The sequence below is a fragment of the Enterococcus sp. DIV0358 genome (assembly GCF_051713465.1).
In the GTDB taxonomy this organism is placed as follows: Bacteria; Bacillota; Bacilli; order Lactobacillales; family Enterococcaceae; genus Enterococcus; species Enterococcus faecalis.
Genome location: NZ_JBIOPX010000001.1, coordinates 705,722 through 730,100 on the forward strand (window position 1 = coordinate 705,722; position 24,379 = coordinate 730,100).

Sequence of the window (24,379 nt, forward strand, 5' to 3'; positions counted from 1 at the left end):
TTCCCGCCGTTTATTAGTTTTTGAGCGTGGAGCAAAAATCCAAAGTGATTTTTGTCCCACGCTCTTTTTTTATTTTACAATAGAAGTAAAATACCAATGATCCTGTAGTGATCAACAAGGCAGTAAAAAATTGGAGATAGAAAGTCAGTGTGTCATAGAAATACAGCAATATTCTCTAATAATTAATCTAACGTTAAAAAAATTGAGAAAATGCCAGATTGATTTTTGATAAACTGTAAACAAAGAAAAACTGGCTGTAAAAATCTCGATAAAACAATGGAATAAAAGGAGAAAGCGAAAGATTAATTCTTGTATGTAGATACAAAGGGAGACTAAATGAATGAAAAACAAAAAGCGGATAAAATTTGGTATATTAATCGCAACAATACTAGTAGTAGCCATAATCGGCACGATTGGAGTGAAAAAAATGAACGAACCAACAGAAAAAGAAAGACAAATTGCTTTTTTGAAAAAGCATGAAGAAGAGATGACGGAGTATGTAAAGTATGACAGTGAACATGTACTTTTAAAAAAATATGATGTTAAAGAAGTTACGTATAATTGGCAATCAGTGATTGAAGTTCAAAGTATGGCTTTTAGCCCAAAAACTATAGCTGTTGAAGTATCTATTTTTGATGGTACTGGTAAAAAATTAGATGGGTTTGAAATATATGTGCTTCCAGATAATGTAAAAAATCCGACTGAGATAAAAAATATTGCATAGTTAAGGAGATGAAATTTAACGGCAAATTTAGAAAAGTATACTAATATTTATGCTGATTTAGATCAAGGAGCATACATCGGTCGAAAAGAAGGGTTGATGTTTGCTAAATTGACACAAGTTCAAAAAGAAGATCTTAAGATAAATGAACATGCTACATTCCATTTCCCCAACGCCAAAGACGCCTATGGAAATGATGCTAGCACGGTCTATCTCCAACCTGATAATACTGTAAAAACAATTCAAATCGGAAAAAGCATATAGAAACTCTTTTCTATACATAATAAGGAGGTGAAAAAGTGAAAAATAGAAAGCAAATAAAATTTGGTATCTTAATCGCAGTAATATCAGTAGCCATAATTGGAATGATTGGAGTGAAAAAAATGAACGAACCAACAGAAAAAGAAAGACAAATTGCTTTTTTGAAAGAGCATGAAGAAGAAATGACGGAGTACATTAAATCTCAGAAATTCTATATTACTTCAGAAAATAAAAAAGGACAACCTGAAGTAAAAAAAGTGAGTTTTGACTATGAAAACTACAGTACGTATCAACGAGATGCAGGTGGAATTCCTTATGAAGTTTATACGATTGATATTACTGGTTTGTATAATGATACAGAAATCTTTGAACTGTTAATTGATGTTGACTCATTAAAGAAGCCGACAAAAATATTAAATTTTGAAAGATACTAAATATTTAAGTAAGTAGTGACAACAATGGCTAATTTAAAGGAATATTTTAATATCTATGCCGATTTAGCTCAAGGAGCTTATAATGGAAGACCTCAAAAATACTCTTTTCCTCATGACCGATTAACACCTGAAAAGAAAAAAGAAATAGAAACCAAAAAGCATGCTACATTCCATTTCCCCAACGCCAAAGACGCCCATGGAAATGACGCTAGTACTGTCTATCTCCAACCTGACAACACTGTAAAAACAATCAAAGAAAAAAACTGGGTACGTAGGGAAACGGTTTATAAAAAAGGGTTATTAACATAGGAAAAGTCAATCAAAAACAATCAAAATAGAAAAAATCACATAGCAACTCTTCCTCATACATAATAAGGAGGTGAAAAAGTGAAAAATAAAAAGCGAATAAAATTTGGTATATTAATCGCAACAATAATAGCAATAGTTATAATCGGAACGATTGGAGTGAAGAAGATGAATGAACCAACAGAAAAAGAAAAACAAATTGCTTTTTTGAAGGAGCATGAAGAAGAAATGACGGAGTATATTAAAGGGAGAAATCCGAAAAGTAATATAAATATTATCAAGTATGATTGGAAATCATTTCGGATAGAAGATAGTGGCGCTTTCACTAGAAACATGTATATAGTGGATATTGAGCTATATGACCTAGCTAACAATGAAATAGACGGGGGAACAATTCAAATTTTACCAAACAATATACAAAGACCTACTGAAATGGAAGAAATAGCAACCAATAATTTTGACGAGGCATTGGAGGGATTAGAAAATGAATAGTTTAGACAGTCCATATAATATTTATGCTGATTTAGCACAAAGTTCATATCATAATCGAAAAAATAGTGTGGGAGTTAGATACAACTTTGTAAATGGTATGACAAAAAAACAAAAAAGAGTTTTAGAAAAAGATAAAGCTATTCCATTCCATTTTCCCAACGCCAAAGACGCCCACGGAAATGACGCCAGTACTGTCTACCTCCAACCCGACAACACTGTAAAAACAATCAAAGAAAAAAACTGGGTAGGTAGGGAAAAGGTTTATAAAAAAGGGTTATTAACAGATGAGAAAGCTGGCTATAATTCTTATTATGTAACAGATACGCCGACCTTGAGTCCAAAAACGCAACATACATATTTTGCCACTCGCGGTAGTGACGGCGTTTCAATGGACGTGAAAAAAGGTTGGTCAGGGAATAATTTGAATGATTGGGTCAATAATAATGGTTCCTTTACGTTATTTAATGCCTATTTGCCTCAAGCAAAGTTAGCCAATGAAGCCATGCATCAAAAGATAATGGAGATGAGTGCTAAAGCCCCAAATGCGACTATGTCGATTACAGGTCATTCTTTAGGAACCATGATTTCTATTCAAGCGGTGGCCAATCTCCCCCAAGCAGATCTCGCTAAAATTGATAAAGTAGTATTGTTTCAAGGGCCTGATGCGCGAGAAAGCATTAATAAAATGTCTCAACAAGCTCAGGAAAATATTCAACAATTAGAAGAACAAGGGAAAATTGATTATTATGTGAATGCGTTTGATATTGTCTCCATGTTGAATCGAAATAAAAAAGGGGTAGATGAAATTGGTCGGGTGCATTATCTATTACCGAAAACGTTCACCACTACTTTTGAACTGACGGACAAATACGGTTCTAGTCATGATTTTGGTCAGTATCAATTAAATCCTGATGGTACTCTCAAAGAAGCCAATCTAAAGGAACATGGCTATATTTTTGCGGCAGGAGTAAAAGTTTCCAAACTTATTGATAAATATTTAGGGAAAATCATGGATGCTTCAGGTGAATCCTTAGCTAAAAACAGTCTCCAATTTTTGTTAAGTCTGCTATCTGAAGAAAATCGCCAGAAAATCATCAAAGAATATGAAAAAATCATTCACGAAGCAAAAATTGCCAGCCAATGGCAAGGGAAAGTGAGTCGTATTCAGAAAAGTTTAGCCAGTGCTTCAGGTAGTCAAAAGATTGAATTACGTAGTGAATTAGCAGAACTAGTTGCAAAACAAGCGCAGCAAGCTGGAAAAGAATACGAACTACTTGTGAAAAATATTCTCCAAGAAGCAGAAGATGAAGTCCAGACAGTTTCAAAGGAAATTCGTGAAAGTGCAATGAGTATCCGACAGTATCTATCCTATGCAGAAGTTCAAGCAATGATTGCTCCTTACGAAAAAAGTCGTCTTTGGGATAGCGCTGAAGCAACAAATACTAGCAACCAAGCCAAGCAATACAAGCAAAAATTAACTGATTTTAGCGGAAAATTAACAACTGTTGCTAAAAATATTCAAGCATACGATCAACAAGCAAGAAGTAGTTTATTTCAAAAATAATAAATGAAAGGGTTTTCTTATGAATGAAAGAGAATTTCAAGAAAAATTAGAAGTAGAACAAAAAGCTCGTGAACGAGTAGCAATCCAGACAGTAATTACTGCTAAAAAAACACGAATTATTACAACCAAACAAAACACAACCGCAAGTTTGAAAGAACTTTCAGAAGCCATGTTTCAACAAACAAATAGTGCCCTACCTAACGCCTTGAACGGAGCTTTGCAGGGGAAAAGTGCAGAATCAGCAGAAAAATTTTTAAAAGGAAGCCAGAGACCAAATTTAAAAACACCTGTCAAGGGAGAGTGACCGACAAATGGAGGAACAGCGAAGAAAACGGCAATATTTAGAAGAACAATATTATGAAGAAAAAAATAAAATTCACCGCCAACAAGAAGTGCTGAGTAATCAATTAGTAAACTTTAGAAGAGAAACTGGACAATTGGTAGATAAAGTCAATTATTTAACGAAAAATGATCAATGGCACAAACAGCAATTTTACCATGCAATGGAACAAAGTGATCATCTGATACGTCAAGAAGGAAATCGTTATAGACAACAATTAGAGGAAAAAGAACGTGAATGGACGAGAACATATCAAAAAGAATTGGATAAACTCTAAAAAAAACAGCGTCACCTCTAAAGGTAACGCTGTCTTTGTCAGTCTGTTACGTCACAGGAGGGATTCGAACCCCCGACCGTCCGCTTAGAAGGCGGATGCTCTATCCTGCTGAGCTACTATGACAATAGTTGTAACACAACAAAGCTAATTATAATGGAAGTAGTGTTAGAAAGTCAATCGGAAATTTAAATAACAGAAGAAGTTTTTTTGGAGAGAGAAAGTGAAGAAAATAGAGAGTTTATATTGACGAGGTTTTCTGGTTCTGTTATTATAGTTAGTGTTGTAATTGTGGTCTCCACAGCTACAACCGCACAGAACAAGTTTTTAAGCATGAGTAATCATCACTTGGGATGGCGAGTCTAAGTCTAGAAGAAGGAGGTGCTGTATAGCATGTACGCAATTATCAAAACTGGTGGTAAACAAGTGAAAGTTGAAGTAGGTCAAGCAATCTACGTTGAAAAATTAAACGTTGAGGCTGGCGAGAAAGTTGTTTTTGACGAAGTTATCTTAGTAGGTGGCGAATCTACAAAAGTTGGTGCGCCAACTGTTGCAGGCGCAACTGTTGAAGGAACTGTTGAAAAACACGGCAAACAAAAGAAAGTCGTGACTTTCCAATACAAACCTAAAAAACACTCTCACCGTAAACAAGGTCACCGTCAACCGTATACAAAAGTTATGATCGAAGCAATCAACGCTTAATCTCTCTTGTTGACAGGAAAGAAGGCCTATCAATGATTAAAGGTTCTTTTAAACGAACAGGCTCCGGCCGAATCGTTTCATTCGAATTAACCGGGCATGCTGAAGCAGGTCCTTATGGCAGCGATGTGGTTTGCGCGGCAGTTTCCGCCTTAGCAATTAGCACAGTCAATGGGATTGATGCCTTAGCAGGTTTTGAACCGATTGTGGAAGTTGACGATGTAGAAGGTGGCTACCTTTATGTCGAGATGTTAACAACTGTCAATCAGGAACAAAAAAATATTGCCCAAATTCTATTAGAAAATCTTTTATTAGGTTTACAATCAATAGAGAACAAAAATACTGAATTTATTCAAATAAAAACAATCACTGAGAAATAGGAGGTGCAGACTATGTTATTGACTATGAATTTACAATTATTTGCCCATAAAAAAGGTGGCGGTTCTACATCAAACGGCCGTGACTCTGAATCTAAACGATTAGGCGCTAAAAGTGCTGATGGCCAAACAGTTACAGGTGGTTCAATTTTATACCGTCAACGCGGAACTAAAATTTATCCAGGTGTAAACGTTGGAATCGGTGGCGACGATACGTTATTTGCAAAAGTTGACGGTGTGGTACGTTTCGAACGTAAAGGCCGCGACAAAAAACAAGTATCAGTTTATCCAGTAGCTAACTAGTGTAATAGCTCAAGCCTTTGTTTATCAAAGGTTTGGGCTTTTTTTGTTGGTTTGAAAAATATTTGACCATACTTTTGACCATACTAGTTAAAAGCCGATGTATTTTGATAGTTTTTCGGTAGTTTTTTCTTTTCCATCATTTGTTAGATGTGTATAAGTATCTAAAGTTGTTTTTATGTTTGCATGTCCTAATTGTTCCTGAACTTCTTTATGATCTGCACCAGCATAGTATAATAAAGATGCATGCGTGTGTCTAAATCCGTGAAGCCCAATGTTTGGTAAGTTAGCCTTTTTACGATAAATATTGTATCTATCTGTAATAGCTTGATTTATTGTAAATTCATTTTCTTCATTGGTGAAAATACGTGAGGGTTGTGTATAACCAAGTTTAAGAAGATATTTTTTTTGCTCTAATTTCCATTTTTTTAAGATAGTTATTGTTTTTGCATCTAATATTAGTGTTCTGTTTGATTTTTTTGTTTTTGGAGTATTTGATACATAATAATGGTCAGATTTAGCAATTGTTTTGTTGATTTGTAGTTCACCAGTTTTAATGTTTAAATCGTCCCAAGTAAGAGCTAACAACTCCCCTATCCTACATCCACTAAAAGCTAATAATCTGAATAATGTATAATCTCTTATTGTAATGTAGGTACTTTCGCTTTGTTCAATACTTTTTAAAAATATTTGAAGTTGATCTTTTGTATAGAATTTAATTTTCTTTTCTGATGTAATAATATCTTGATTTTTAGGAACTATTACATTAATCACTGGGTTTTGATTGGTAACCCCTATGTTAATAGCGAATTTGAAGACTTGATTCATATAATTTATAAAAAGGGGATATTGTTTTGAACTACCTTTTGAATGCCATGTATTCACGATTTTCTGACAATAAGCAGTTGAAATTTTTGATATTTCAATTTTTCCAAATGAAGGTAGTATGTGTTTTCTGAAGATTATTTCTGTTCGAGAGTAGCTACTTTCTTTTACGGTATTTTTATAATTTTCTAGCCACATAAATGCTACTTCTTGGAATGTTATATTAGTGGAAGAGGGAATGCCATTTTTTTGAATTTCCATTTCTAACCTTGTTAATGCAATTTTAGCCTCTTTTTGAGTGCGAAATCCTCTCTTAGTTGTATACTTCTTTTTTCCAGTTAGCGGATCGGTACCAAGATATGTTTTGAAGTACCATGCTTTTTCACCATTTTTCTTTTGATATTGTTTTATCATTGCATAAATTCTCCTTTCGAACATACGTTCTTTTATATTTTAAAAGAAAAGCCAGAAGGCTAATCTTGATTAATTATTTAAATTATTTACTAATTCATTTCCTGAAACTAATAAATAAATAAGGGTTGCTCCAGAATTTTCCTCACCATCCCATTCGTAAATAGCTTTTATTCTGCCGTAATTGACATCATTACAGGTTACTATCCATCTATTTTTATTATTAATATAATTTAAAGCGACATTCCATGTATCTTTTCCTCGATATTTTAGAGTGTATCCTCTATCTTCGCAATCAAGTTGGGTATAAGATATGAGAGTTTGTTCCTGTTTTTCAGTAATAGAAGATACTTCTTTTTCTTGGTTATCATACATTGAGCTAGTCTGATATGTTTCTTCAAAAATAACTGATGACGAGGTTTCTTGAGTATTCTCAATTGACGAGCTTTGTCTGTCAGTCTCATATTCGTTTGAGGAATCACATGCCGATAATACTAAACAAGATAGTAGCATTGAGAAAATAATATTTCTTTTTTTCATAAAACTAAAACTCCTTATTTAATAATAAAATTATTCATGTACTAGTAATAACTATAGTAGCTATTATAGTCTGCTGTTTCTTTCAAATAATCCCAATCAACATAGCGTTCAGCCCATTCAGGAACACCACAACTTTTTAATAAACATTCTCGTGTAGGGTATTCTGCTAGATTAATCCCATGCAGCAACAACTCAACCATAAAAACGTTTGCCTCATATTCGACACCATAGATAGTGAAATTTCTTCCTTGTCTAGTTAAGGTTTGCGTATTAGTGTCATGCCCACAACAATGATGTCCTAGTTCATGGCAACAAGTTTCAAAATTTTCTTGATCTGTGTTATTACAATTTAAAATAATAATAGGAATTCGTAAAATATGTGAACGATACCCCATAAATTCCTTACCAAGATCATCATAATCTATATGGATTCTTAAGTAGTTTGCTAACTCATAAGGATTTTTTGTATCGAATTTTTTCACATATTTATTTACCATTTTTCTAATATCATTTCTAAACACAATGTCACACCTCACTCGGCTTTGTTGCTACGGTATTTTTTAGGAGTGAACTTCTCTTTGGCAAGAATTTTGGAGCGACGTACGGTTCTTTCTAAAGAATCACGTAATAATTCAGCATCTTCTTCATCGATTTCAACTCCACCGTTTTTCAGAAATGCTAAAGAATTTTCATTGCTAAGTCCATTTATTAAATCTTCTAATATCAGTTGTACATCTTTTTCATCTTTTTTATTGAATTCAAGTGTATCAGTGCGACCTAGTAAGTAATCAGTAGTTACACCGAAATAATCGGCTAATTTTTTTAATGGCTCTATAGAAGGATTTTGTTTATCCCATTTTCCTATTGTTCCATTTGCAATATGAAGTTTACGTTCTAATTCAGCAATAGTGATTTTTCTTTGTGCTGCTAATTGCTTTATTCTATCTTTGGTATTCATTTTAGATTCCTCCAAAAAAATACAAAAATAGATATTTAGCTATTGACAAATAGACAAACGGCTATTATGCTGAATGTGTACTTATGAGAGGGTACAAAAAGATAGCAGTTATAGGTGTCAAATAGTCTAAAATATTTATTTAGTATTTAGTTTATTTGCTATGCACTTATAATAGCTAACTATCTATTATTTGTCAACGGATTTAGTTGAAAATCTATAGGAAGGAGATAAATTATGGTATACGAAAAAATTAAAAAGTTGGCAATTGCTAAAGGTGTTTCAATCTATAGGGTTGAAAGAGATGCAGGTTTGTCTAATGGGGCAATAAGTAAGTGGGGAAAAACTGCTAATCAGACTCCATCATCTGAGAGTCTAAAAAAAGTAGCAAAATATTTCAAAGTATCAATGGAATATCTACTAGAAGATGAAAAATAGGAGGTGTAATTTATGCAGTTAAACATTCCTGATGAAATGGTTCAAAACGAATTAGCAAATAACATTACTTTCATAGTATTAAAAGAAATTGAAAATCGTTTGAATTTATTGTCTAAAACCATTGAATTACCACCATATCCTAACAAATCGCAAGTAAGAAAGATTTTAGAGATTGGCGATGAAAAATTGAATAATTGGATTTCAAAAGGTTTAAAAATTCAACAATGGAGTAATCAGGATATTCGGATTGAACGATCTGAATTACAAAGATTTCTAAAAGAAACTTTTGAAATTTAAAGGAGGAAAAGAAGATGGAAAATCTAGTAATTACGAAAAATCAACAAGCAGTAACAACTAGTTTACAAGTCGCAGAAACGTTTAATAAAAATCATCGTGATGTTTTAGCAGCGATTGATGATTTAAAAGAGGGGGTTGCGGAAAATTACGCAGACCTATTTTACGAAGATAGCTATATTCATCCACAAAACAAACAAAAATATAGACAAATCATTATGAACCGTGACGGATTCACGTTACTAGCAATGGGATTCACTGGTCAAAAAGCTCTTAAGTTTAAACTGAAATACATTGAAGCTTTTAACCAAATGGAGGAACTGCTCAAAACTCAACCAAACTTACCGATTAATAATACAGAATTGTTATTAGAAGCTGTGTTAAAACATGAACGTGGATTGACTCTTGTAAATCAACGTTTAGATAAGCTAGAAACAGAAACAACAATTAATAGAAGCCAACAACGAAAGATACAAGGACTAGTTTCATCAACTGTTATCAAAGTATTAGGTGGCAAAAAAAACTTGGCTTATCAGGATTCAAGTATTAAGCAATCAGCCTTTAGTAATTGCTATAAACAATTGAAAGCATTATTCGATGTAGCCTCTTATGTAGACATTCCAAAAATTCGATATGAAGAAGCTTTAGCTCTAATTCCTAGATGGAAGCCTAACTTAGAATTACAAGCAAGAATTGATAAGGCTAATGGTAATGGAGATATGTTTAAAAAAATAGGCTAGTAATGATAAAAGGATAAGCCTTAACTTATCCCCAGTTAAAAGTAGTGTCAACAATAATAGCTTTTTGATCCATATCACTTTTGAGGGATTCAATAATTTCTAAAACAGAAGATTTATAGTAATAAGTCTTACTTGATGCGATTACTTCATTTTCTTCGGTTTTAATTACAAAATAGTATTTTTTATTAGAAGCTTTCTTTATTACAAAAAACATTTTGACACCCCACTTTCAACTGAATTATATCAAAAAAATTATAGGAGGGTAAATATGAAAGCAATACGTGAAGCACGATTGATAGGCGCATTTTTAGTGATGATTGCGCTAGGTGTGTTATTGAAAAATCACTTTTCAATGCCAATACTAGCAACGCTAAGTGCACCTTTCTTTATCCATTGGTTTTTTAACTGGGATGAAGCGAAGTATCAATACTCTAAAAAAGGAGGCGATAAAAAATGTATGTAGCTGTAGGTGAAGCTAGTAGAGAAACATATGTGATTGGAGAAACACAAGCGGAAGTCATGCGAAAGTTGTTTGAAGAATATCCGTATGTTTCAGCTGATAAAAATGTTTATCCAGAGAGATTAAGCATAGTAGAAAAAGAGCCCCGAACGTCTGCAAACGAACAGGGCAAATATTGAACCAAAAAATTAAAAAAATGACTAACTAAGGAGAGTATACCAAAATGAACGATAAAATTCAAAAAATGATTAAGAAACTAGCAAAAGAATGCCAGAAAGAGGATATAGGTTTATCTTTGGCCACTATCGATTCAGAAGGAGAATTGGCAATGGCTCAAGTTGGAGAAGATGCGATGGTAGCTATTGCTGCACATAGCCAATATACAGTAGTAAAAGAAGAACTAGCTGAATTAGATTGTGATTGTCCAATGCATCGTCACTTGAAAGAAATGTACGGTATTGAAACAGAAACTACAGCTAAAAATAAACATACTTTTGTAACAGATGATCCAAACGATTTGATAGATATATTATCGAAAATTTCTCGAGGTGAGTTTAAATGATTGAAGTAAGAGGCTTAGGCAACGACATTTACGAATTAATGCTAGTAAACGCACAGAATAACATTGTCCAATCAATACGAACCTCAGCATCTTACGGTAATACAAGTTGTGTGGTAAGCAGTAAAGGAGCTACAAAATTATTTTTAGATCAATTACAAATGCAAGGTGTCGATTATATCGAATTGGAAGATGAAAAAATAAAACTATTTTGGGAGGGATTGTAATGCCTGAATTTGATTCGTTAGGGGCAAAACAAGAGCCGCCCGAAGAAAAAGAAGTGTTAGAGCCAACGTGGGAATACGATGAGGAGGAAGATAATTATGCCAACACTCTATGAACTTAGTAATGATTATTTAAAAGTATTATCACTTGCTGAAGAGCTTGACGATGGCACTTTGAAAGATACGTTAGATAGTATTAACGATTCTATCGATTTAAAGGTTGAAAATACAGCGAAAGTAATTAAAGAACTTGAAAGGACGTCGTCAATTGTGGATACGGAAATTAAACGATTACAAGCACGAAAAAAGGCACTTTCAACTAATGTCGATAATCTTAAAGGATATTTGCAACAGGAAATGGAAAAAGTTGGTAAAACAAAAATTAAAGGGGAATTATTTAATGTAAGTATTCGGAATAACCAAGCTTCGGTAAAAATTACTGATGAAAAATTAATTCCGTCAGGCTTTTTAATTCCGCAACCTCCTAAAGTAGATAAAAAGGCGTTGAAAGAAGAATTGAAACATGGAGAAGTTGAGGGTGCAGAATTAGTTCGAACAAAATCAATTCAAATCCGATAGGGGCTAAGTAAAATGACAACAGAAATTATAAATCAAAACCATTCTATGGATATGGTAATGGATGCAGATTTAAGTAAAGTGACACAACAATTACAAGCAATATCTAATTTTCAAACAGTAATGCAAGAGAATCTAAAGAGTGGACAAGATTTCGGATTAATTCCAGGAACAAATAAACCTACGTTATTAAAGCCAGGTGCAGAAAAGATTCAGATGCTATTTGGAGTAACAAGTGAATATGAAGAAATTGAACGGATTCAAGATTATGATAACGGTTTTTTCGCTTATACAATCAAGTGTACGTTGTCTAAAAATGGACAGAAGATTACTGAGGGCATGGGACATTGCAACACGAAAGAGAAAAAATATATCAAACAAGATCCACTTACTTTGGCTAATACCTGCCTGAAGATGGCAAAAAAACGTGCACAAATTGATGCTACGTTAACGATTGCGAGCCTATCCGAAGTATTTACTCAAGATATGGAAGATTTACAAGAATTTGTTCAAAGAGAACAAACGGAAACGATGAATGAACAAGATGCTCGATTAATGAAAGTTACATTTGGTAAACATAAAGGGCGTACTCTGGGAGACATCGTTCAAGAAGATGCTTCTTATGTGGAATGGTTAGCAAAAAATGCAAAACAAGAAGCGATGAAACAAGCTGCTAATATGCTTCTTGGAAAATCTAAAGGACAACAGAATGCTGTCCCGTTGATTACAAAAGAACAAATAGATGAAGTATATTCATTAGCCGATATAATTGCTAAGGCAAATAATCTTTCTCGAGAAGAAGTTATAAAAGCTTATGGAATTAATGAATTTGAAAAAATTAATCAAATGAAAGCAAAAGAATTTATTGAACGATTAGGAAATAAAGTTTCTTCATTAATGCCAGAAAGTGTGGAAAAACAAGAAGAGCTGTTTGATGATTCTAATCCTCCTTTTGAAGGAACAGAAATTGATATTTCTAATGATGATTTACCATTTTGAGTGCTTTGCTAAGCCTCATTCTTTCTAACAGGTGAAATTCCTGTCCTAACAATTAACCAGTTCGGTTAGGTAGCTATGGTGTACGTATGCGGAGTAATCTAAATGCGGAAGCAGTACCGACCAACGTTGTCCCCAGTAAGCTTAACCTTGAAGAGGTTTTGTCTTGATTCAGTCAGTGGGAGCGAGCGAAACTACAGTCCGTAACGAGAGTGAACTTCTGCTAAGTGTCGTTAAAGTCAACACAATTGATATAGCTGAAAGCATTGTGTATTGGAACTGTCTAGCCTTTAGGACGGGGGCGAAGACTGGAACCATCAGAAGTCTAAACTGGTGAATACTTATGGTGGAGTTCTCGGCATATAGAAGATGGAATGTAGTGAAAGAAGAGTGAGGAACAAAGGATACCCTCCCTTGTCCCAACTATCCCAGTTGGGTAAGATTAGATATAAGGAAAGCACCGAAATTCTAATTTATGCAAGGATAGGGAGTCGGAGAGGTTCATAGTACCGATAATCACAAAGAGACAACAAAACTATGTGTAGGGAAGGAGCCTTACCTCTGCTATTCTTGTCGATGGGAGAGGAACTGAATGATTGCCGAAAAGGCTATATACATTCTACCAAAGGTTCAAGTATTCCAACGGAAGATATATCTATCGGCCAAAGCAGACAAAAAGCGAAAGTTTGGAAATTTATACGATAAAGTCTATCGAAAAGATGTTCTTAGCTCTGCATGGAATAGTGTTCAGAGAAACAAAGGCGCCGCAGGAATTGATGACCAGACGTTAAAGGACATTGAAAACTACGGTGTAACGAAGTTTCTGGATGAAATACATGGAGAACTGAAAAGGAAGAAATACCATCCTACAGCTGTAAAACGAGTGTATATCCCTAAAGCCAATGGTAAGAAAAGACCATTAGGAATACCAACAGTTAAGGATAGAGTTGTTCAAACTGCTGTTAAATTAGTAATTGAACCTATATTTGAAGCTGATTTTCAAGAATTTTCCTATGGATTTAGACCTAAGAAGAATGCAAATCAAGCAATCAGAGAAATCTATAAGTACCTAAATTTTGGTTGCGAATTGATAATTGATGCTGACTTCCAAGGATATTTCGACACAATTCCACATGACAAACTGATACTATTAGTGAAAGAAAGAATAACTGATAAATTCGTTATTAAGTTGTTACAACTTTGGCTAAAAGCTGGAATCATGGAGAATAATAAAGTTAGAAATAATCTATTAGGAACACCACAAGGTGGAGTTATTTCTCCCCTGTTGGCAAATAGATACCTTAATGCGTTAGACAGATTCTGGAGTAACAATCAATTTGGGACAAATAGAAAGCATGATGCACATCTGGTGCGCTATGCAGACGACTATGTCATTGTCTGCCATCATGAACCAGAAAAGTATGATTTATACGCTCGTAGGCGTTTAGATCAGCTAGATTTAGTCATTAATGAAGATAAAACAAGAGTGGTAAATGCTTCAGAAGGTTTTGATTTTCTGGGATATACAATACGGAAACTAAAGTCTAAGAAGACAGGGAAGTATAAAACATACTACTATCCCTCCAATAAATCGATGAAAATCATAAAAGGTAAAATAAAAGAGGTTATCCAACATGGACAACACTATAATTTATCTGATGTGGTAGAACGATTGAATCCAATCTTGAGAGGCTGGGGAAATTACTTCAAATCAGGCAATTCTAAAGAACGCTTTAAACAAATAGACTCGTACGTTATATATAATCTAACAATAATGCTTAGAAAGAAACACCAAAAGGCTGGAAAAGGGTGGAGGGAACACCCGCCGTCATGGTATTGCGAAAATCATGGATTAGTCTCACTACGCAAAATGTGTACAGAGATTGAAGATGAGAGTAAACGCTATAAAAGGTAGACCTGTTTGGTGATTATGCAATAATGCCGAGGAAAGAAGGCAGTGGGAAAGCCGTGTAAGGGAGAACCTTACGCACGGTTTGACGAGGGGTTTCTGAGGAGATAACTTCAAATCAGCGACCTACTCTACAATAGCAAACAAGTCGAGAGGGGGGGTCCCCTCTTAATAAGGAAGTGATAAAGTGGCAAGGCCATATAAACAAGGCGTTGACTACTATTCATTAGATGTTGATTTTTTGAAAGATATTAAGTATCGAAAAATTCGAAAATCGTGTGGACCACAAACTTGCGAGATACTACTTTGCTTGCTGAGTTATATCTATGGAGATATGGGATATTTCTTGCGGTGGGATGAAGATTCGGCGTTCTTAGTTGCTGACGATGTTGGGGCGAAAGAGGGTCTAGTAGAAGAAGTTGTAAACAAAGCGGTACAAGTAGGATTTTTTGATCATGATAAATATCAAAAATATAAAATCTTAACATCAAATGGTATTCAAAAAAGATATAAATTGATGACATCTAAACGGAAAGAAGTAGTCTTACAAGAAGAGTATTTGATTATTGACGGCAATAATTCTCTTTCAACTGTAGTTAATGGTGTCAATAATACACAAAGAGAAAAAGAAAGAGAAAGTAAAGTAAATAAAAGTAAAGTAAACAAAAAAGAAACAGAAAGTTACATCAACCCGTCGTCACCTGAAACGTCGGTTGAAAAAGCATTCTTTGAAGAGCCGTTAGGTGAAGAAAAGCTAACGGAGTTAATCCGCTATTATTCACAGAATGTAAGTCCTGCTACTCCTGTTAATATCACTGATTTACAATATGATCTTGCTGATTTTGACGGAGATCTCGAGTTATTGAAAGAGGCTGTTAATATCTGCGCTAGAAATAATGAACGAAGATATAGCTATTTTGCTGGTATTTTGAAAAATTGGCGTGCAAATGGTGTAAAAACATATGCTGATTATCTAAATAACGAGAGAGAACGAGCAGATAAAAAAACACAAAATAAGCAATATCAAAATAAACCTGTTCGTCAAGAAAAGGTGCCTGAGTGGATGAATCAAGCGAACGGTGAAGAAGAAAAGCTATCACCAGAAGAACAAGCTGAATTTGATAGACAAATAAAAGAATACTTGGAGGGGAAATGATGCGAATTATCCTGCCAATTGAACCAAAACCGCAAAGTTGACCGAGGTTTGCAAGACGTGGGAATTATGTCCAAACCTATGAAGATAGCGCTATGAGAGCCTATAAACAAAAGATAAAAGTGTATCTACGAAAGGAAAAACCAGAATTGATTGAAAAAGGGGATATTTTTGCGCATATTACGTTTTACATCGCTACTCCTAATCCCTATTAAGTTCTAAAAAGAAACGCTTAGAAGTGGAATTAGAGCGGAAATATTGAGATAAGAAATCTGACTTGGATAATTATTTCAAAGCAGTCACTGATGCTGCTGAAGGTATTTTATATAAAAACGATGGTCAAATTGCTGTAATGGTTTGTCAAAAGCTGTACAGTATGCGACCACGAACAGAACTAGAAATTAAAAGTTTGGAGGAACAAGTGTAGTGGGTAAAACGGGTAAACAGATCAAAGAGAATTATTCGGTTAGAAAGCGAGTAAAGAAGATGCTTAAATTTAAAGAATTTAATATTCAATTATTCGACGTTCACATTTATATAAAAAAGCTAAGTAGTTTTAAAACCAATAAAAAATAGTATAAAAAAACTAACTAGTTTCCGCTAGCTAGTTATAGATACATTTTCATCTCAGATAGAGACAATTAATAATACATTACTATGAAATTTAAGGCAACAAAAAAAGCCAGCTGACCACTAGCTGACTTATGTGGTAGAAACAACTGTTTTCCGCCAGTTGTTCTTTAGGTGTGAGTTAGCACTTTCCCCAAACAAAGTGCTATTAAATAGCCGATTAAAAATTGACAATAAATCTCTTGTAGAGACGTGTACTACTATTAACTGTTTACCAGAAGTTAATGTAGAAAAGGAGGAAATTTATTTCATAAATAAAATCCCCAAGAAAGTTAAAGTGATTATATCATTGAAAAATAGATTTGAAAATACTTTCTATGCCAAAAATATTTATTAGATGGAAAATATCAAATGAATAAAGATGATGTGAAAGATGACGAATGGAAGATTGTAAAATACTGTAGAATTATTATTGTTTTCTTTATAGTCAACCAATAATTTGTTGACTACAAACATGTATGAGTGATGAATATTTTGATAAATAAATAGCCAGTCGGTTTCCGCCGACTGGCTGAGAAGTGAATAGCTATTGGAATAGTATTCTTAGTATAATTTATATCATATAGAGTCGCTGATGAGCAAAGAATAAGCATTTCTTATATATGTTTGGATAAATAAAAAAAGCTACTTAGTTTCCGCTAAGCAACTCTTAAATGATGATATGTTTATTATAAATTATTATACCATAAAAGGAGCGATTTCACTTGATTCTATTGTTAAAAGAAGTAGATTTTCGACAAACAAAAGCGAATGCTAGAAATGTGTTGAAGAGTTTTAGACGTTTAGAGCGAATAGCTGGTCGCTCTTTGATAGATTTAAAATCACCAATTATTACAGAGATGCCTAAAAGCCAAAGCCACGGAAACAAAACAGAAGATGCACTGGTACAATTAGCTGATGCAGAAGCAGAAAGAGATGCAATTTTATCTGCACTTATGGCTTTGAGTTTGACTAGTAGACAAATTCTGCACTACAGTTTTTGTGTGCAGGATCATTACTCTAATTACAAGATTGCTAGAGAAGTTGGATATTCTGAAAGAAGTATTCAACGTATGAAATCAGAAGCTTTAATTGAATTTGCTGAAGCGTATCGAAACGGAAAAATAATTGCATATAAATAAAATTTTTGGCGGTTTTTTGGCGGAAAGTTGGCGGTTTTTATCAATATTTAGATGTTATTATGGTAGTGTCGAAAGATAAGGAGATGAGGGTAAGGCATGCATTACCTATCTTAGCTCCGTTTCGCTTATCTTTTGAGGCTACCTATAAAAAATAAAGAATAAGGATGTGGAAAGTCCAGTTCTTTCTGTCTCGTTTAGTCGTAGGTAGCAAATATTGCAATACACTTGGCATTAAGCTTACACGTAGACATACGCCGAAAGCACTTGTCAAGATAGCGCTATGTAGTTTGCAATGATCACTCACAAATCAGACGTTCTCAAACTAAAAGAAATGGGGTGTAATTCCTCTCTATTTTTTCTACAGGTTTGTGAGTGATTTATCGCTGTGTAGAATGGGTAGACGCTTATAGGAAAAATAAGATGTTTGCGTTGCAGACAACGTCTTCGTTGTGGGCACACTTACGAATAAAACCATGCAATGTGCAAATCCTTGCCAGCGATATTGAGATTGAGCGGTAGCATGGCAAGCAATAGCTCTTATACCATTCATAAGCCTACCACAAAAAGAATGGCAATCTCAAAAAACAGGAAACTGAGAGATCGCTCCTTTTAGGTTGGCGTGTAGCATCTGGGATGCAACGGACATGAAGGAAGATAAGAGGTAGGTTCGACTCCTACCGCGCCAGTAAGTAGCTTTGCTACGAGAGAAAAAGAATAATAGGAGGAATAACAAAGAAAAATTATGATCCAAATATCCGATGGGGCTTGCATACAATCAAAGTAAGTTTCCAACGAGGTGTATACAAAGGATTTGTTACCTTTGTAAAAAGTGGAAATTGTAAAGGGTTAGACGTATTAGGCATAGACGAAGAAGATTTATATGACATGAAATTTAAAGAAAATCCAATCAATTTTAGACTGCTTGGTGAAGATGATAATGGCGATGAATGGTTCGCAATGACTTTGAAGAATGACAAAAAAGATGAATTGTTAGTTGAAGATGTGTGGGAAGAGTTAAGTGAGTATATTGTGAGGATTGAAATTATTGATTTTGAGGAGGAAAAATAGAGGAGCGAGAAAATACTCGCTCCTTTTTTTGTATAAAAAGACTACCTAGTGATGTTACTAGGTAGCGCTAAGTAGAGAATTACTATTAATCTAGGGATAAATTATTTATATCATGAAAAAGGTTACTTGTCAAGAAAAAACAATGAATAGGAGCATATTAAATGGAGAATAAGGTAGTCTTATCACAAAGTTAAGTATAAGACTGAATCAATTATTCCATGGAATATTGTTCAGAAAAAAATATTGGATAAAAAGGAAAAACTACCTAATTGGGGTCAGGTAGCTTTTTGAAAAGTAAAATGAAAAATATGCTAAAGTACTTATTTTATAGTATAAAGTAAAACAGTTGTCTAAAAGAAAGGGGGGAGAAAAGGATGGCTTGTGTGCGTGCACCGTGTGGAAGAAATCGTTGTTTGTAAAGGAAAAAATATTAGAAATGAAAAAATAAAAAGTCGAGGAGAATGATACATGAATCAACAGACAGAAGTAAAAAAACGTTTTAAAATGTATAAGGCAAAGAAACATTGGGTCGTAGCCCCTATTCTTTTTCTAGGCGTGTTAGGAGTTGTAGGATTAGCTACTGATAATGTACAAGCCGCGGAATTAGATACGCAACCAGAAACAACCATGGTGCAACCCGATAACCCCGATTCGCAGGTAGGTAGTAAAACGCCTAATACGGCAGTATCTGAAGAAGAAGCAGTACAAAAAGACACTACTTCTCAACCGACCAAAGTAGAAGAAGTAGCGCCAGAAAATAAAGGTACTGAACAAAGTTCAGCTACCCCAAATGATACCACAAACGTGCTACAACCAACAGTAGAAGCAGAAAAATTAGCACTAGAACAACCAGTAGTCAGCCCTGAAACAACCAATGATCCTCTAGGGCAGCCAACAGAAGTTGCACCAGCTGAAAATGAAGCGAATAAATCAACGTCCATTCCTAAAGAATTTGAAACACCAGACGTTGATAAAGCAGTTGATGAAGCAAAAAAAGATCCAAACATTACCGTTGTTGAAAAACCAGCAGAAGACTTAGGCAACGTTTCTTCTAAAGATTTAGCTGCAAAAGAAAAAGAAGTAGACCAACTACAAAAAGAACAAGCGAAAAAGATTGCCCAACAAGCAGCTGAATTAAAAGCCAAAAATGAAAAAATTGCCAAAGAAAATGCAGAAATTGCGGCAAAAAATAAAGTGGAAAAAGAGCGCTACGAAAAAGAAGTCGCTGAATACAACAAGCATAAGAACGAAAACAGTTATGTCAATGAAGCGATTAGTAAAAACCTAGTGTTCGATCAACCTATCGTGACGAAAGACACGAAAATTTCGTCGATTAAAGGCGGAAAATTTATCAAAGCAACTGATTTTAATAAAGTAAATGCAGGGGATTCAAAAGATATCTTTACGAAAAGATATGGGCGGAAAAGCTACTGGCAACTTCCAGAATTCCTTTGTAAAAGAGGTAAACCTTGGGGCTAATGGGGGCTATGCGGTTCTTTTAGAAAAAAACAAACCAGTGACAGTGACCTATACAGGGCTAAACGCTAGTTACTTAGGGCGCAAAATTACAAAAGCAGAATTTGTTTATGAGCTACAATCCTCACCAAGTCAAAGCGGTACACTCAATGCAGTATTTTCAAACGATCCGATTATCACGGCTTTTATTGGTACAAACAGAGTCAATGGTAAGGATGTTAAAACACGCTTAACGATTAAGTTCTTTGATGCGTCAGGTAAAGAAGTACTACCAGATAAAGATAGTCCATTTGCGTATGCGCTGTCTTCTTTAAATTCAAGTTTAACGAATAAAGGTGGCCATGCGGAATTTGTTTCTGATTTTGGGGCCAACAATGCGTTCAAATACATTAATGGCTCATATGTGAAAAAACAAGCGGATGGAAAATTTTACTCACCGGAAGATATTGACTATGGCACAGGACCTTCTGGATTGAAAAATAGTGATTGGGACGCTGTAGGCACAAGAATGCGTACTTTGGTTCAGGTGTAGGTCTAGCTAATGGACGTATTTCCTTTTCTTTTGGTATGACAACAAAAGGAAAAAGTAATGTGCCTGTATCAAGTGCGCAATGGTTTGCCTTTAGCACTAACTTAAATGCGCAATCAGTGAAGCCTATTTTCAATTATGGGAATCCAAAAGAACCAGAAAAAGCAACGATTGAATTCAATCGATACAAAGCCAATGTCGTTCCTGTTCTTGTTCCGAACAAAGAAGTCACTGATGGCCAGAAAAATATCAATGATTTAAATGTGAAACGTGGCGACTCTTTACAATACATTGTGACAGGGGATACGACAGAACATGCCAAAGTAGATCCAAAAACAGTAACCAAACAAGGGATTCGAGATACCTTTGATGCAGAAAAAGTGACGATTGATTTATCCAAAGTGAAAGTTTATCAAGCAGACGCAAGTCTAAACGAAAAAGACTTAAAAGCTGTTGCTGCAGCAATTAATTCAGGTAAAGCCCAAGACGTGACCGCTTCTTATGACCTTAACCTAGACCAAAATGTCGTCACAGCAATGATGAAAACCAACGCAGACGGCTCCGTTGTCTTAGCGATGGGGTATAAATATTTACTTGTCTTACCGTTTGTAGTGAAAAATGTAGAAGGTGATTTTGAAAATACAGCTGTTCAATTAACAAACGATGGTGAAACGGTAACAAATACAGTGATTAACCATGTGCCAGGAAGTAATCCTTCCAAAGATGTAAAAGCAGATAAAAATGGTACAGTTGGCAGTGTTTCTCTACATGATAAAGATATTCCATTACAAACAAAAATTTATTATGAAGTGAAGTCTTCCGAACGTCCAGCCAACTATGGCGGAATCACAGAAGAATGGGGCATGAATGATGTCTTGGACACGACCCATGATCGTTTCACAGGGAAATGGCACGCTATTACGAACTATGATATTCAAATTGGTAAAGAAACCCTTAAAGCAGGTTCAGATATTACAAAATATATTGAATTGACAAATAAAGACGGACAAGATCTTACTTTTACGATGAATCAAGCATTATTGGCCGTCTTAAATGAAGAAAGCAATAAAGTAGGTAAACAAGCTTGGTCTGTGTATCTGGAAGTCGAACGGATTAAAACAGGTGACGTAGAAAATACGCAAACAGAAAACTACAACAAAGAGCTTGTTCGTTCTAATACGGTAGTGACACATACACCTGATGATCCAAAACCAACCAAAGCCGTTCATAACAAGAAAGGGGAAGATATTAACCATGGAAAAGTTGCTCGTGGTGATGTTCTTTCTTATGAAATGACCTGGGACTTAAAAGGGTACGATAAAGACTTTGCTTTTGACACAGTCGATCTTGCGACAGGCGTTTCTTTCTTCGATGATTACGACGAAACGAAAGTGACACCAATCAAAGACTTACTTCGTGTCAAAGATTCTAAAGGGGTAGACATTACGAACCAGTTCACGATCTCTTGGGACGATGCCAAAGGCACGGTGACAATCTCTGCCAAAGACCCACAAGCCTTTATTCTAGCGTATGGTGGGCAAGAATTGCGTGTAACGCTCCCTACAAAAGTCAAAGCCAATGTTTCTGGGGATGTTTATAATTCAGCGGAACAAAATACATTTGGTCAACGAATTAAAACAAATACCGTTGTCAACCATATTCCAAAAGTGAACCCTAAAAAAGACGTGGTTATTAAAGTCGGTGACAAACAAAGTCAAAACGGCGCTACAATCAAATTAGGGGAGAAATTCTTCTATGAATTTACAAGTAGTGACATTCCTGCAGAATACGCTGGTGTTGTGGAAGATTGGTCGATTAGCGATAAACTAGACGTCAAACATGACAAATTTAGTGGCCAATGGTCTGTGTTTGCCAATTCTGCGTTTGTCTTAGCAGACGGAACCAAAGTGAATAAAGGGGACGACATTTCGAAACTATTCACGATGACCTTTGACAAAGGGGTAGTTAAAATCACGGCCAGTCAAGCCTTTTTGGATGCGATGAATCTAAAAGAAAACAAACACGTTGCACACTCATGGAAAGCGTTCATTGGTGTAGAACGAATTGCGGCAGGAGACGTTTACAACACAATCGAAGAATCTTTCAACAATGAGAAGATTAAAACGAATACGGTAGTGACACATACGCCAGAAAAACCACAAACGCCACCAGAAAAAACAGTGATTGTACCACCAACACCAAAAACACCGCAAGCACCAGTAGAGCCATTAGTGGTAGAAAAGGCAAGTGTGGTGCCAGAATTGCCGCAAACAGGCGAAAAACAAAATGTCTTATTAACAGTAGCTGGTAGTTTAGTTACAATGCTTGGTTTAGCAGGCTTAGGATTTAAACGTAGAAAAGAAACAAAATAATTGAAGACGAAAAGAAGGACGAACTGATTGTCCTTCTTTTTTTAGTTATGGAGGGGAAAAATTGGAAGCAGTAGTAGCAGAAAGAGAGGCAAAGGGGATGAAAGAAATTGCCATCCAAGAAAAAGACTTGACCTTACAGTGGAGAGGAAACACAGGTAAGTTAGTTAAAGTTCGATTGAAAAATACACGTGCAATGGAAATGTGGTACAACAAACAAATTACCGAAGAAAACATTCAAGAGATCACCACGTTGAATATTATTAAAAATGGAAAATCTTTGGCATTAGAAGTATATCCAGAAAAAAGTATCTATGTGAAACCAAATTTAGGCAGAATTAATGTGCCTGTCTTTTTTATCAAAACACCTATTAATAGAGGGATTTTTGAAGAGATCTTCGGCGAAACTTTAAAATCATAAATAAAAAATTATTTGGAGGAAATTACAATGAAAAAAATTATTTTATCAAGCTTGTTTAGTGCAGTACTAGTATTCGGTGGCGGAAGTATAACAGCATTCGCTGACGATTTAGGACCAACAGATCCAGCAACTCCACCAATTACTGAACCAACTGATTCTAGTGAACCTACGAATCCTACTGAACCGGTGGATCCTGCAGAACCGCCAGTAATACCAACTGATCCAACAGAACCTAGCAAGCCAACCGAGCCTACAACACCGAGTGAGCCAGAAAAGCCAACAGAACCAACAACGCCAATTGATCCTGGAACGCCGGTTGAACCGACTGAACCAAGTGAGCCAACAGAACCTAGTCAACCAACCGAGCCTACAACACCAAGCGAACCAGAAAAACCTGTTACTCCAGAACAACCGAAAGAACCAACTCAACCAGTGATTCCAGAAAAACCAGCAGAACCAGAAACACCAAAAACTCCTGAACAGCCCACTAAACCAATAGACGTAGTCGTTACACCTAGTGGAGAAATTGATAAAACGAATCAATCGGCAGGAACACAACCAAGTATTCCTATTGAAACAAGCAACTTAGCGGAGGTAACACATGTACCAAGTGAAACTACTCCAATTACAACAGAAGCTGGGGAAGAAATTGTAGCAGTAGATAAAGGTGTTCCGTTAACCAAAACACCAGAAGGATTAAAACCAATTAGCAGCTCGTATAAGGTTTTACCTAGCGGAAACGTTGAGGTAAAAGCAAGTGATGGAAAAATGAAAGTATTGCCACACACAGGAGAGAAATTCACACTCCTTTTCTCTGTATTGGGAAGCTTCTTTGTATTAATTTCAGGATTCTTTTTCTTTAAAAAGAATAAGAAAAAAGCTTAATCAGAAAGAGTAATTTCGATAAATTTCTGTGA

Annotated in this window: 31 protein-coding genes, 1 tRNA gene, 2 pseudogenes and 1 other annotated feature; of the genes and pseudogenes, 28 read left to right on the top strand and 6 right to left on the bottom strand. The window is 35.1% G+C overall.

Annotation, left to right across the window (positions count from 1 at the left end; translation table 11 throughout):
• Positions 1–340 precede the first annotated feature (340 nt).
• The 8 genes from IGK70_RS03460 (at position 341) to IGK70_RS03495 (ending at position 4,395) form a co-directional block, all read left to right on the top strand.
• Entirely contained in the window at positions 341–724 is a 384-nt protein-coding gene (locus tag IGK70_RS03460) for a hypothetical protein (RefSeq protein ID WP_002373582.1), read from the top strand.
• A 45-nt stretch (positions 725–769) separates the two neighbouring features.
• The gene (locus IGK70_RS03465; RefSeq protein WP_029679792.1) at positions 770–985 is read left to right on the top strand and encodes a hypothetical protein; all 216 of its coding nucleotides are present in this window, start codon (positions 770–772) and stop codon (positions 983–985) included.
• 35 nt (positions 986–1,020) lie between these two features.
• A complete protein-coding gene (locus tag IGK70_RS03470) occupies positions 1,021–1,416 on the top strand; it encodes a hypothetical protein (protein ID WP_002414265.1) in 396 nt (131 codons plus the stop codon).
• Between the two features lie 24 nt (positions 1,417–1,440).
• Positions 1,441–1,725 carry a hypothetical protein gene (locus IGK70_RS03475; protein ID WP_002413583.1) on the top strand — a complete coding sequence of 95 codons (285 nt, stop codon included), beginning with the start codon at positions 1,441–1,443 and terminating at the stop codon, positions 1,723–1,725.
• Positions 1,726–1,803: 78 nt separating this feature from the next.
• Positions 1,804–2,214: a hypothetical protein gene (locus IGK70_RS03480; RefSeq protein WP_002361395.1), complete on the top strand. Its 411-nt coding sequence runs from the start codon at positions 1,804–1,806 to the stop codon at positions 2,212–2,214.
• Positions 2,207–3,778: a cutinase family protein gene (locus IGK70_RS03485; protein WP_104855488.1), complete on the top strand. Its 1,572-nt coding sequence runs from the start codon at positions 2,207–2,209 to the stop codon at positions 3,776–3,778. The genes IGK70_RS03480 and IGK70_RS03485 overlap by 8 nt, the downstream gene beginning before the upstream one ends.
• Positions 3,779–3,797: 19 nt before the next feature.
• Positions 3,798–4,082: a hypothetical protein gene (locus IGK70_RS03490; protein WP_010712112.1), complete on the top strand. Its 285-nt coding sequence runs from the start codon at positions 3,798–3,800 to the stop codon at positions 4,080–4,082.
• 7 nt (positions 4,083–4,089) lie between these two features.
• Positions 4,090–4,395, top strand: coding sequence for a hypothetical protein (locus tag IGK70_RS03495; protein WP_010712113.1), 306 nt, complete (start codon positions 4,090–4,092; stop codon positions 4,393–4,395).
• A 49-nt stretch (positions 4,396–4,444) separates the two neighbouring features.
• Here the strand turns inward: IGK70_RS03495 and IGK70_RS03500 are convergent.
• Positions 4,445–4,518: transfer RNA gene (locus tag IGK70_RS03500), tRNA-Arg, on the bottom strand.
• A 172-nt stretch (positions 4,519–4,690) separates the two neighbouring features.
• Positions 4,691–4,766 (top strand) — a sequence feature (ribosomal protein L21 leader region).
• Between the two features lie 19 nt (positions 4,767–4,785).
• On the opposite strand from IGK70_RS03500, the gene rplU reads away from it, so the two are divergent.
• The 3 genes from rplU to rpmA are packed head-to-tail and all read left to right on the top strand — an operon-like array spanning position 4,786 to position 5,771.
• Entirely contained in the window at positions 4,786–5,094 is a 309-nt protein-coding gene (rplU, locus tag IGK70_RS03505; RefSeq protein WP_002355866.1) for a 50S ribosomal protein L21, read from the top strand.
• A 32-nt stretch (positions 5,095–5,126) separates the two neighbouring features.
• On the top strand, positions 5,127–5,471 hold the full coding sequence (locus IGK70_RS03510; RefSeq protein ID WP_104855487.1) for a ribosomal-processing cysteine protease Prp: 345 nt from the start codon (positions 5,127–5,129) through the stop codon (positions 5,469–5,471).
• A 12-nt stretch (positions 5,472–5,483) separates the two neighbouring features.
• Positions 5,484–5,771 (top strand): 50S ribosomal protein L27, encoded by a 288-nt coding sequence (gene rpmA / locus IGK70_RS03515; RefSeq protein ID WP_002355868.1) that lies wholly within the window; start codon positions 5,484–5,486, stop codon positions 5,769–5,771.
• Positions 5,772–5,858: 87 nt separating this feature from the next.
• On the opposite strand, the gene IGK70_RS03520 is transcribed toward rpmA, so the two are convergent.
• The 4 genes from IGK70_RS03520 to IGK70_RS03535 form a co-directional block, all read right to left on the bottom strand.
• Positions 5,859–7,007, bottom strand: coding sequence for a site-specific integrase (locus IGK70_RS03520; RefSeq protein ID WP_078127158.1), 1,149 nt, complete (start codon positions 7,005–7,007; stop codon positions 5,859–5,861).
• 69 nt (positions 7,008–7,076) lie between these two features.
• Positions 7,077–7,544, bottom strand: coding sequence for a hypothetical protein (locus IGK70_RS03525; protein WP_010819835.1), 468 nt, complete (start codon positions 7,542–7,544; stop codon positions 7,077–7,079).
• Positions 7,545–7,585: 41 nt separating this feature from the next.
• A complete protein-coding gene (locus tag IGK70_RS03530; RefSeq protein WP_438775326.1) occupies positions 7,586–8,041 on the bottom strand; it encodes an ImmA/IrrE family metallo-endopeptidase in 456 nt (151 codons plus the stop codon).
• A 35-nt stretch (positions 8,042–8,076) separates the two neighbouring features.
• The gene (locus IGK70_RS03535) at positions 8,077–8,502 is read right to left on the bottom strand and encodes a helix-turn-helix domain-containing protein (protein ID WP_002363332.1); all 426 of its coding nucleotides are present in this window, start codon (positions 8,500–8,502) and stop codon (positions 8,077–8,079) included.
• 234 nt (positions 8,503–8,736) lie between these two features.
• On the opposite strand from IGK70_RS03535, the gene IGK70_RS03540 reads away from it, so the two are divergent.
• The 3 genes from IGK70_RS03540 to IGK70_RS03550 are packed head-to-tail and all read left to right on the top strand — an operon-like array spanning position 8,737 to position 9,971.
• The gene (locus IGK70_RS03540) at positions 8,737–8,937 is read left to right on the top strand and encodes a helix-turn-helix domain-containing protein (protein ID WP_002363333.1); all 201 of its coding nucleotides are present in this window, start codon (positions 8,737–8,739) and stop codon (positions 8,935–8,937) included.
• A 12-nt stretch (positions 8,938–8,949) separates the two neighbouring features.
• Entirely contained in the window at positions 8,950–9,234 is a 285-nt protein-coding gene (locus tag IGK70_RS03545) for a hypothetical protein (RefSeq protein ID WP_002363334.1), read from the top strand.
• A 14-nt stretch (positions 9,235–9,248) separates the two neighbouring features.
• Positions 9,249–9,971, top strand: a complete 723-nt coding sequence (locus IGK70_RS03550; protein WP_438775171.1) for an ORF6C domain-containing protein — start codon at positions 9,249–9,251, stop codon at positions 9,969–9,971.
• A 25-nt stretch (positions 9,972–9,996) separates the two neighbouring features.
• On the opposite strand, the gene IGK70_RS03555 is transcribed toward IGK70_RS03550, so the two are convergent.
• Entirely contained in the window at positions 9,997–10,185 is a 189-nt protein-coding gene (locus IGK70_RS03555; protein ID WP_025189326.1) for a YegP family protein, read from the bottom strand.
• 54 nt (positions 10,186–10,239) lie between these two features.
• Here IGK70_RS03555 and IGK70_RS03560 point away from each other — a divergent pair, with 54 nt between their 5' ends.
• The 14 genes and pseudogenes from IGK70_RS03560 to prgC all read left to right on the top strand — a co-directional run bounded on the left by IGK70_RS03560 (position 10,240) and on the right by prgC (position 24,347).
• On the top strand, positions 10,240–10,434 hold the full coding sequence (locus IGK70_RS03560; RefSeq protein WP_010712116.1) for a hypothetical protein: 195 nt from the start codon (positions 10,240–10,242) through the stop codon (positions 10,432–10,434).
• The gene (locus IGK70_RS03565) at positions 10,425–10,610 is read left to right on the top strand and encodes a hypothetical protein (RefSeq protein WP_002396620.1); all 186 of its coding nucleotides are present in this window, start codon (positions 10,425–10,427) and stop codon (positions 10,608–10,610) included. Before IGK70_RS03560 ends, IGK70_RS03565 begins: the two co-directional genes overlap by 10 nt.
• 44 nt (positions 10,611–10,654) lie before the next feature.
• Positions 10,655–10,993 carry a hypothetical protein gene (locus tag IGK70_RS03570; RefSeq protein WP_010712117.1) on the top strand — a complete coding sequence of 113 codons (339 nt, stop codon included), beginning with the start codon at positions 10,655–10,657 and terminating at the stop codon, positions 10,991–10,993.
• Positions 10,990–11,217 carry a hypothetical protein gene (locus tag IGK70_RS03575; RefSeq protein ID WP_010712118.1) on the top strand — a complete coding sequence of 76 codons (228 nt, stop codon included), beginning with the start codon at positions 10,990–10,992 and terminating at the stop codon, positions 11,215–11,217. Before IGK70_RS03570 ends, IGK70_RS03575 begins: the two co-directional genes overlap by 4 nt.
• A 96-nt stretch (positions 11,218–11,313) precedes the next feature.
• A complete protein-coding gene (locus tag IGK70_RS03580; RefSeq protein ID WP_010712120.1) occupies positions 11,314–11,793 on the top strand; it encodes a siphovirus Gp157 family protein in 480 nt (159 codons plus the stop codon).
• A 12-nt stretch (positions 11,794–11,805) separates the two neighbouring features.
• Positions 11,806–12,789, top strand: a complete 984-nt coding sequence (locus IGK70_RS03585) for a hypothetical protein (protein ID WP_010712121.1) — start codon at positions 11,806–11,808, stop codon at positions 12,787–12,789.
• Between the two features lie 589 nt (positions 12,790–13,378).
• Complete coding sequence (gene ltrA, locus IGK70_RS03590) at positions 13,379–14,701, top strand: group II intron reverse transcriptase/maturase (RefSeq protein ID WP_010712122.1); 1,323 nt, start codon at positions 13,379–13,381, stop codon at positions 14,699–14,701.
• Positions 14,702–14,882: 181 nt separating this feature from the next.
• A complete protein-coding gene (locus tag IGK70_RS03595) occupies positions 14,883–15,851 on the top strand; it encodes a Lin1244/Lin1753 domain-containing protein (protein WP_010712123.1) in 969 nt (322 codons plus the stop codon).
• Positions 15,848–16,275: pseudogene (locus tag IGK70_RS03600) on the top strand (RusA family crossover junction endodeoxyribonuclease). Before IGK70_RS03595 ends, IGK70_RS03600 begins: the two are co-directional and overlap by 4 nt.
• Before the next feature lie 907 nt (positions 16,276–17,182).
• Positions 17,183–17,599, top strand: a complete 417-nt coding sequence (locus IGK70_RS03605) for an ArpU family phage packaging/lysis transcriptional regulator (protein WP_002364209.1) — start codon at positions 17,183–17,185, stop codon at positions 17,597–17,599.
• A 726-nt stretch (positions 17,600–18,325) separates the two neighbouring features.
• The gene (locus IGK70_RS03610; RefSeq protein ID WP_220420352.1) at positions 18,326–18,667 is read left to right on the top strand and encodes a DUF5406 domain-containing protein; all 342 of its coding nucleotides are present in this window, start codon (positions 18,326–18,328) and stop codon (positions 18,665–18,667) included.
• Between the two features lie 468 nt (positions 18,668–19,135).
• A pseudogene (locus tag IGK70_RS03615) lies at positions 19,136–23,044 on the top strand (LPXTG-anchored aggregation substance).
• A 61-nt stretch (positions 23,045–23,105) separates the two neighbouring features.
• Entirely contained in the window at positions 23,106–23,462 is a 357-nt protein-coding gene (gene prgU, locus IGK70_RS03620) for a pheromone response system RNA-binding regulator PrgU (RefSeq protein ID WP_002367672.1), read from the top strand.
• A 27-nt stretch (positions 23,463–23,489) separates the two neighbouring features.
• Positions 23,490–24,347 (top strand): pheromone response LPXTG-anchored adhesin PrgC, encoded by an 858-nt coding sequence (gene prgC / locus IGK70_RS03625; protein WP_002367673.1) that lies wholly within the window; start codon positions 23,490–23,492, stop codon positions 24,345–24,347.
• Positions 24,348–24,379 lie beyond the last annotated feature (32 nt).

Coding starts and splice junctions, on each gene's coding strand:
- IGK70_RS03460 (WP_002373582.1), top strand. CDS start 341: ATGAAAAACAAAAAGCGGATAAAATTTGGTATATTAATCGCAACAATA.
- IGK70_RS03475 (WP_002413583.1), top strand. CDS start 1,441: ATGGCTAATTTAAAGGAATATTTTAATATCTATGCCGATTTAGCTCAA.
- IGK70_RS03485 (WP_104855488.1), top strand. CDS start 2,207: ATGAATAGTTTAGACAGTCCATATAATATTTATGCTGATTTAGCACAA.
- IGK70_RS03490 (WP_010712112.1), top strand. CDS start 3,798: ATGAATGAAAGAGAATTTCAAGAAAAATTAGAAGTAGAACAAAAAGCT.
- IGK70_RS03495 (WP_010712113.1), top strand. CDS start 4,090: ATGGAGGAACAGCGAAGAAAACGGCAATATTTAGAAGAACAATATTAT.
- rplU (WP_002355866.1), top strand. CDS start 4,786: ATGTACGCAATTATCAAAACTGGTGGTAAACAAGTGAAAGTTGAAGTA.
- IGK70_RS03510 (WP_104855487.1), top strand. CDS start 5,127: ATGATTAAAGGTTCTTTTAAACGAACAGGCTCCGGCCGAATCGTTTCA.
- rpmA (WP_002355868.1), top strand. CDS start 5,484: ATGTTATTGACTATGAATTTACAATTATTTGCCCATAAAAAAGGTGGC.
- IGK70_RS03520 (WP_078127158.1), bottom strand. CDS start 7,007: ATGATAAAACAATATCAAAAGAAAAATGGTGAAAAAGCATGGTACTTC.
- IGK70_RS03525 (WP_010819835.1), bottom strand. CDS start 7,544: ATGAAAAAAAGAAATATTATTTTCTCAATGCTACTATCTTGTTTAGTA.
- IGK70_RS03530 (WP_438775326.1), bottom strand. CDS start 8,041: ATGGTAAATAAATATGTGAAAAAATTCGATACAAAAAATCCTTATGAG.
- IGK70_RS03535 (WP_002363332.1), bottom strand. CDS start 8,502: ATGAATACCAAAGATAGAATAAAGCAATTAGCAGCACAAAGAAAAATC.
- IGK70_RS03540 (WP_002363333.1), top strand. CDS start 8,737: ATGGTATACGAAAAAATTAAAAAGTTGGCAATTGCTAAAGGTGTTTCA.
- IGK70_RS03545 (WP_002363334.1), top strand. CDS start 8,950: ATGCAGTTAAACATTCCTGATGAAATGGTTCAAAACGAATTAGCAAAT.
- IGK70_RS03550 (WP_438775171.1), top strand. CDS start 9,249: ATGGAAAATCTAGTAATTACGAAAAATCAACAAGCAGTAACAACTAGT.
- IGK70_RS03555 (WP_025189326.1), bottom strand. CDS start 10,185: ATGTTTTTTGTAATAAAGAAAGCTTCTAATAAAAAATACTATTTTGTA.
- IGK70_RS03560 (WP_010712116.1), top strand. CDS start 10,240: ATGAAAGCAATACGTGAAGCACGATTGATAGGCGCATTTTTAGTGATG.
- IGK70_RS03565 (WP_002396620.1), top strand. CDS start 10,425: ATGTATGTAGCTGTAGGTGAAGCTAGTAGAGAAACATATGTGATTGGA.
- IGK70_RS03570 (WP_010712117.1), top strand. CDS start 10,655: ATGAACGATAAAATTCAAAAAATGATTAAGAAACTAGCAAAAGAATGC.
- IGK70_RS03575 (WP_010712118.1), top strand. CDS start 10,990: ATGATTGAAGTAAGAGGCTTAGGCAACGACATTTACGAATTAATGCTA.
- IGK70_RS03580 (WP_010712120.1), top strand. CDS start 11,314: ATGCCAACACTCTATGAACTTAGTAATGATTATTTAAAAGTATTATCA.
- IGK70_RS03585 (WP_010712121.1), top strand. CDS start 11,806: ATGACAACAGAAATTATAAATCAAAACCATTCTATGGATATGGTAATG.
- ltrA (WP_010712122.1), top strand. CDS start 13,379: ATGATTGCCGAAAAGGCTATATACATTCTACCAAAGGTTCAAGTATTC.
- prgC (WP_002367673.1), top strand. CDS start 23,490: ATGAAAAAAATTATTTTATCAAGCTTGTTTAGTGCAGTACTAGTATTC.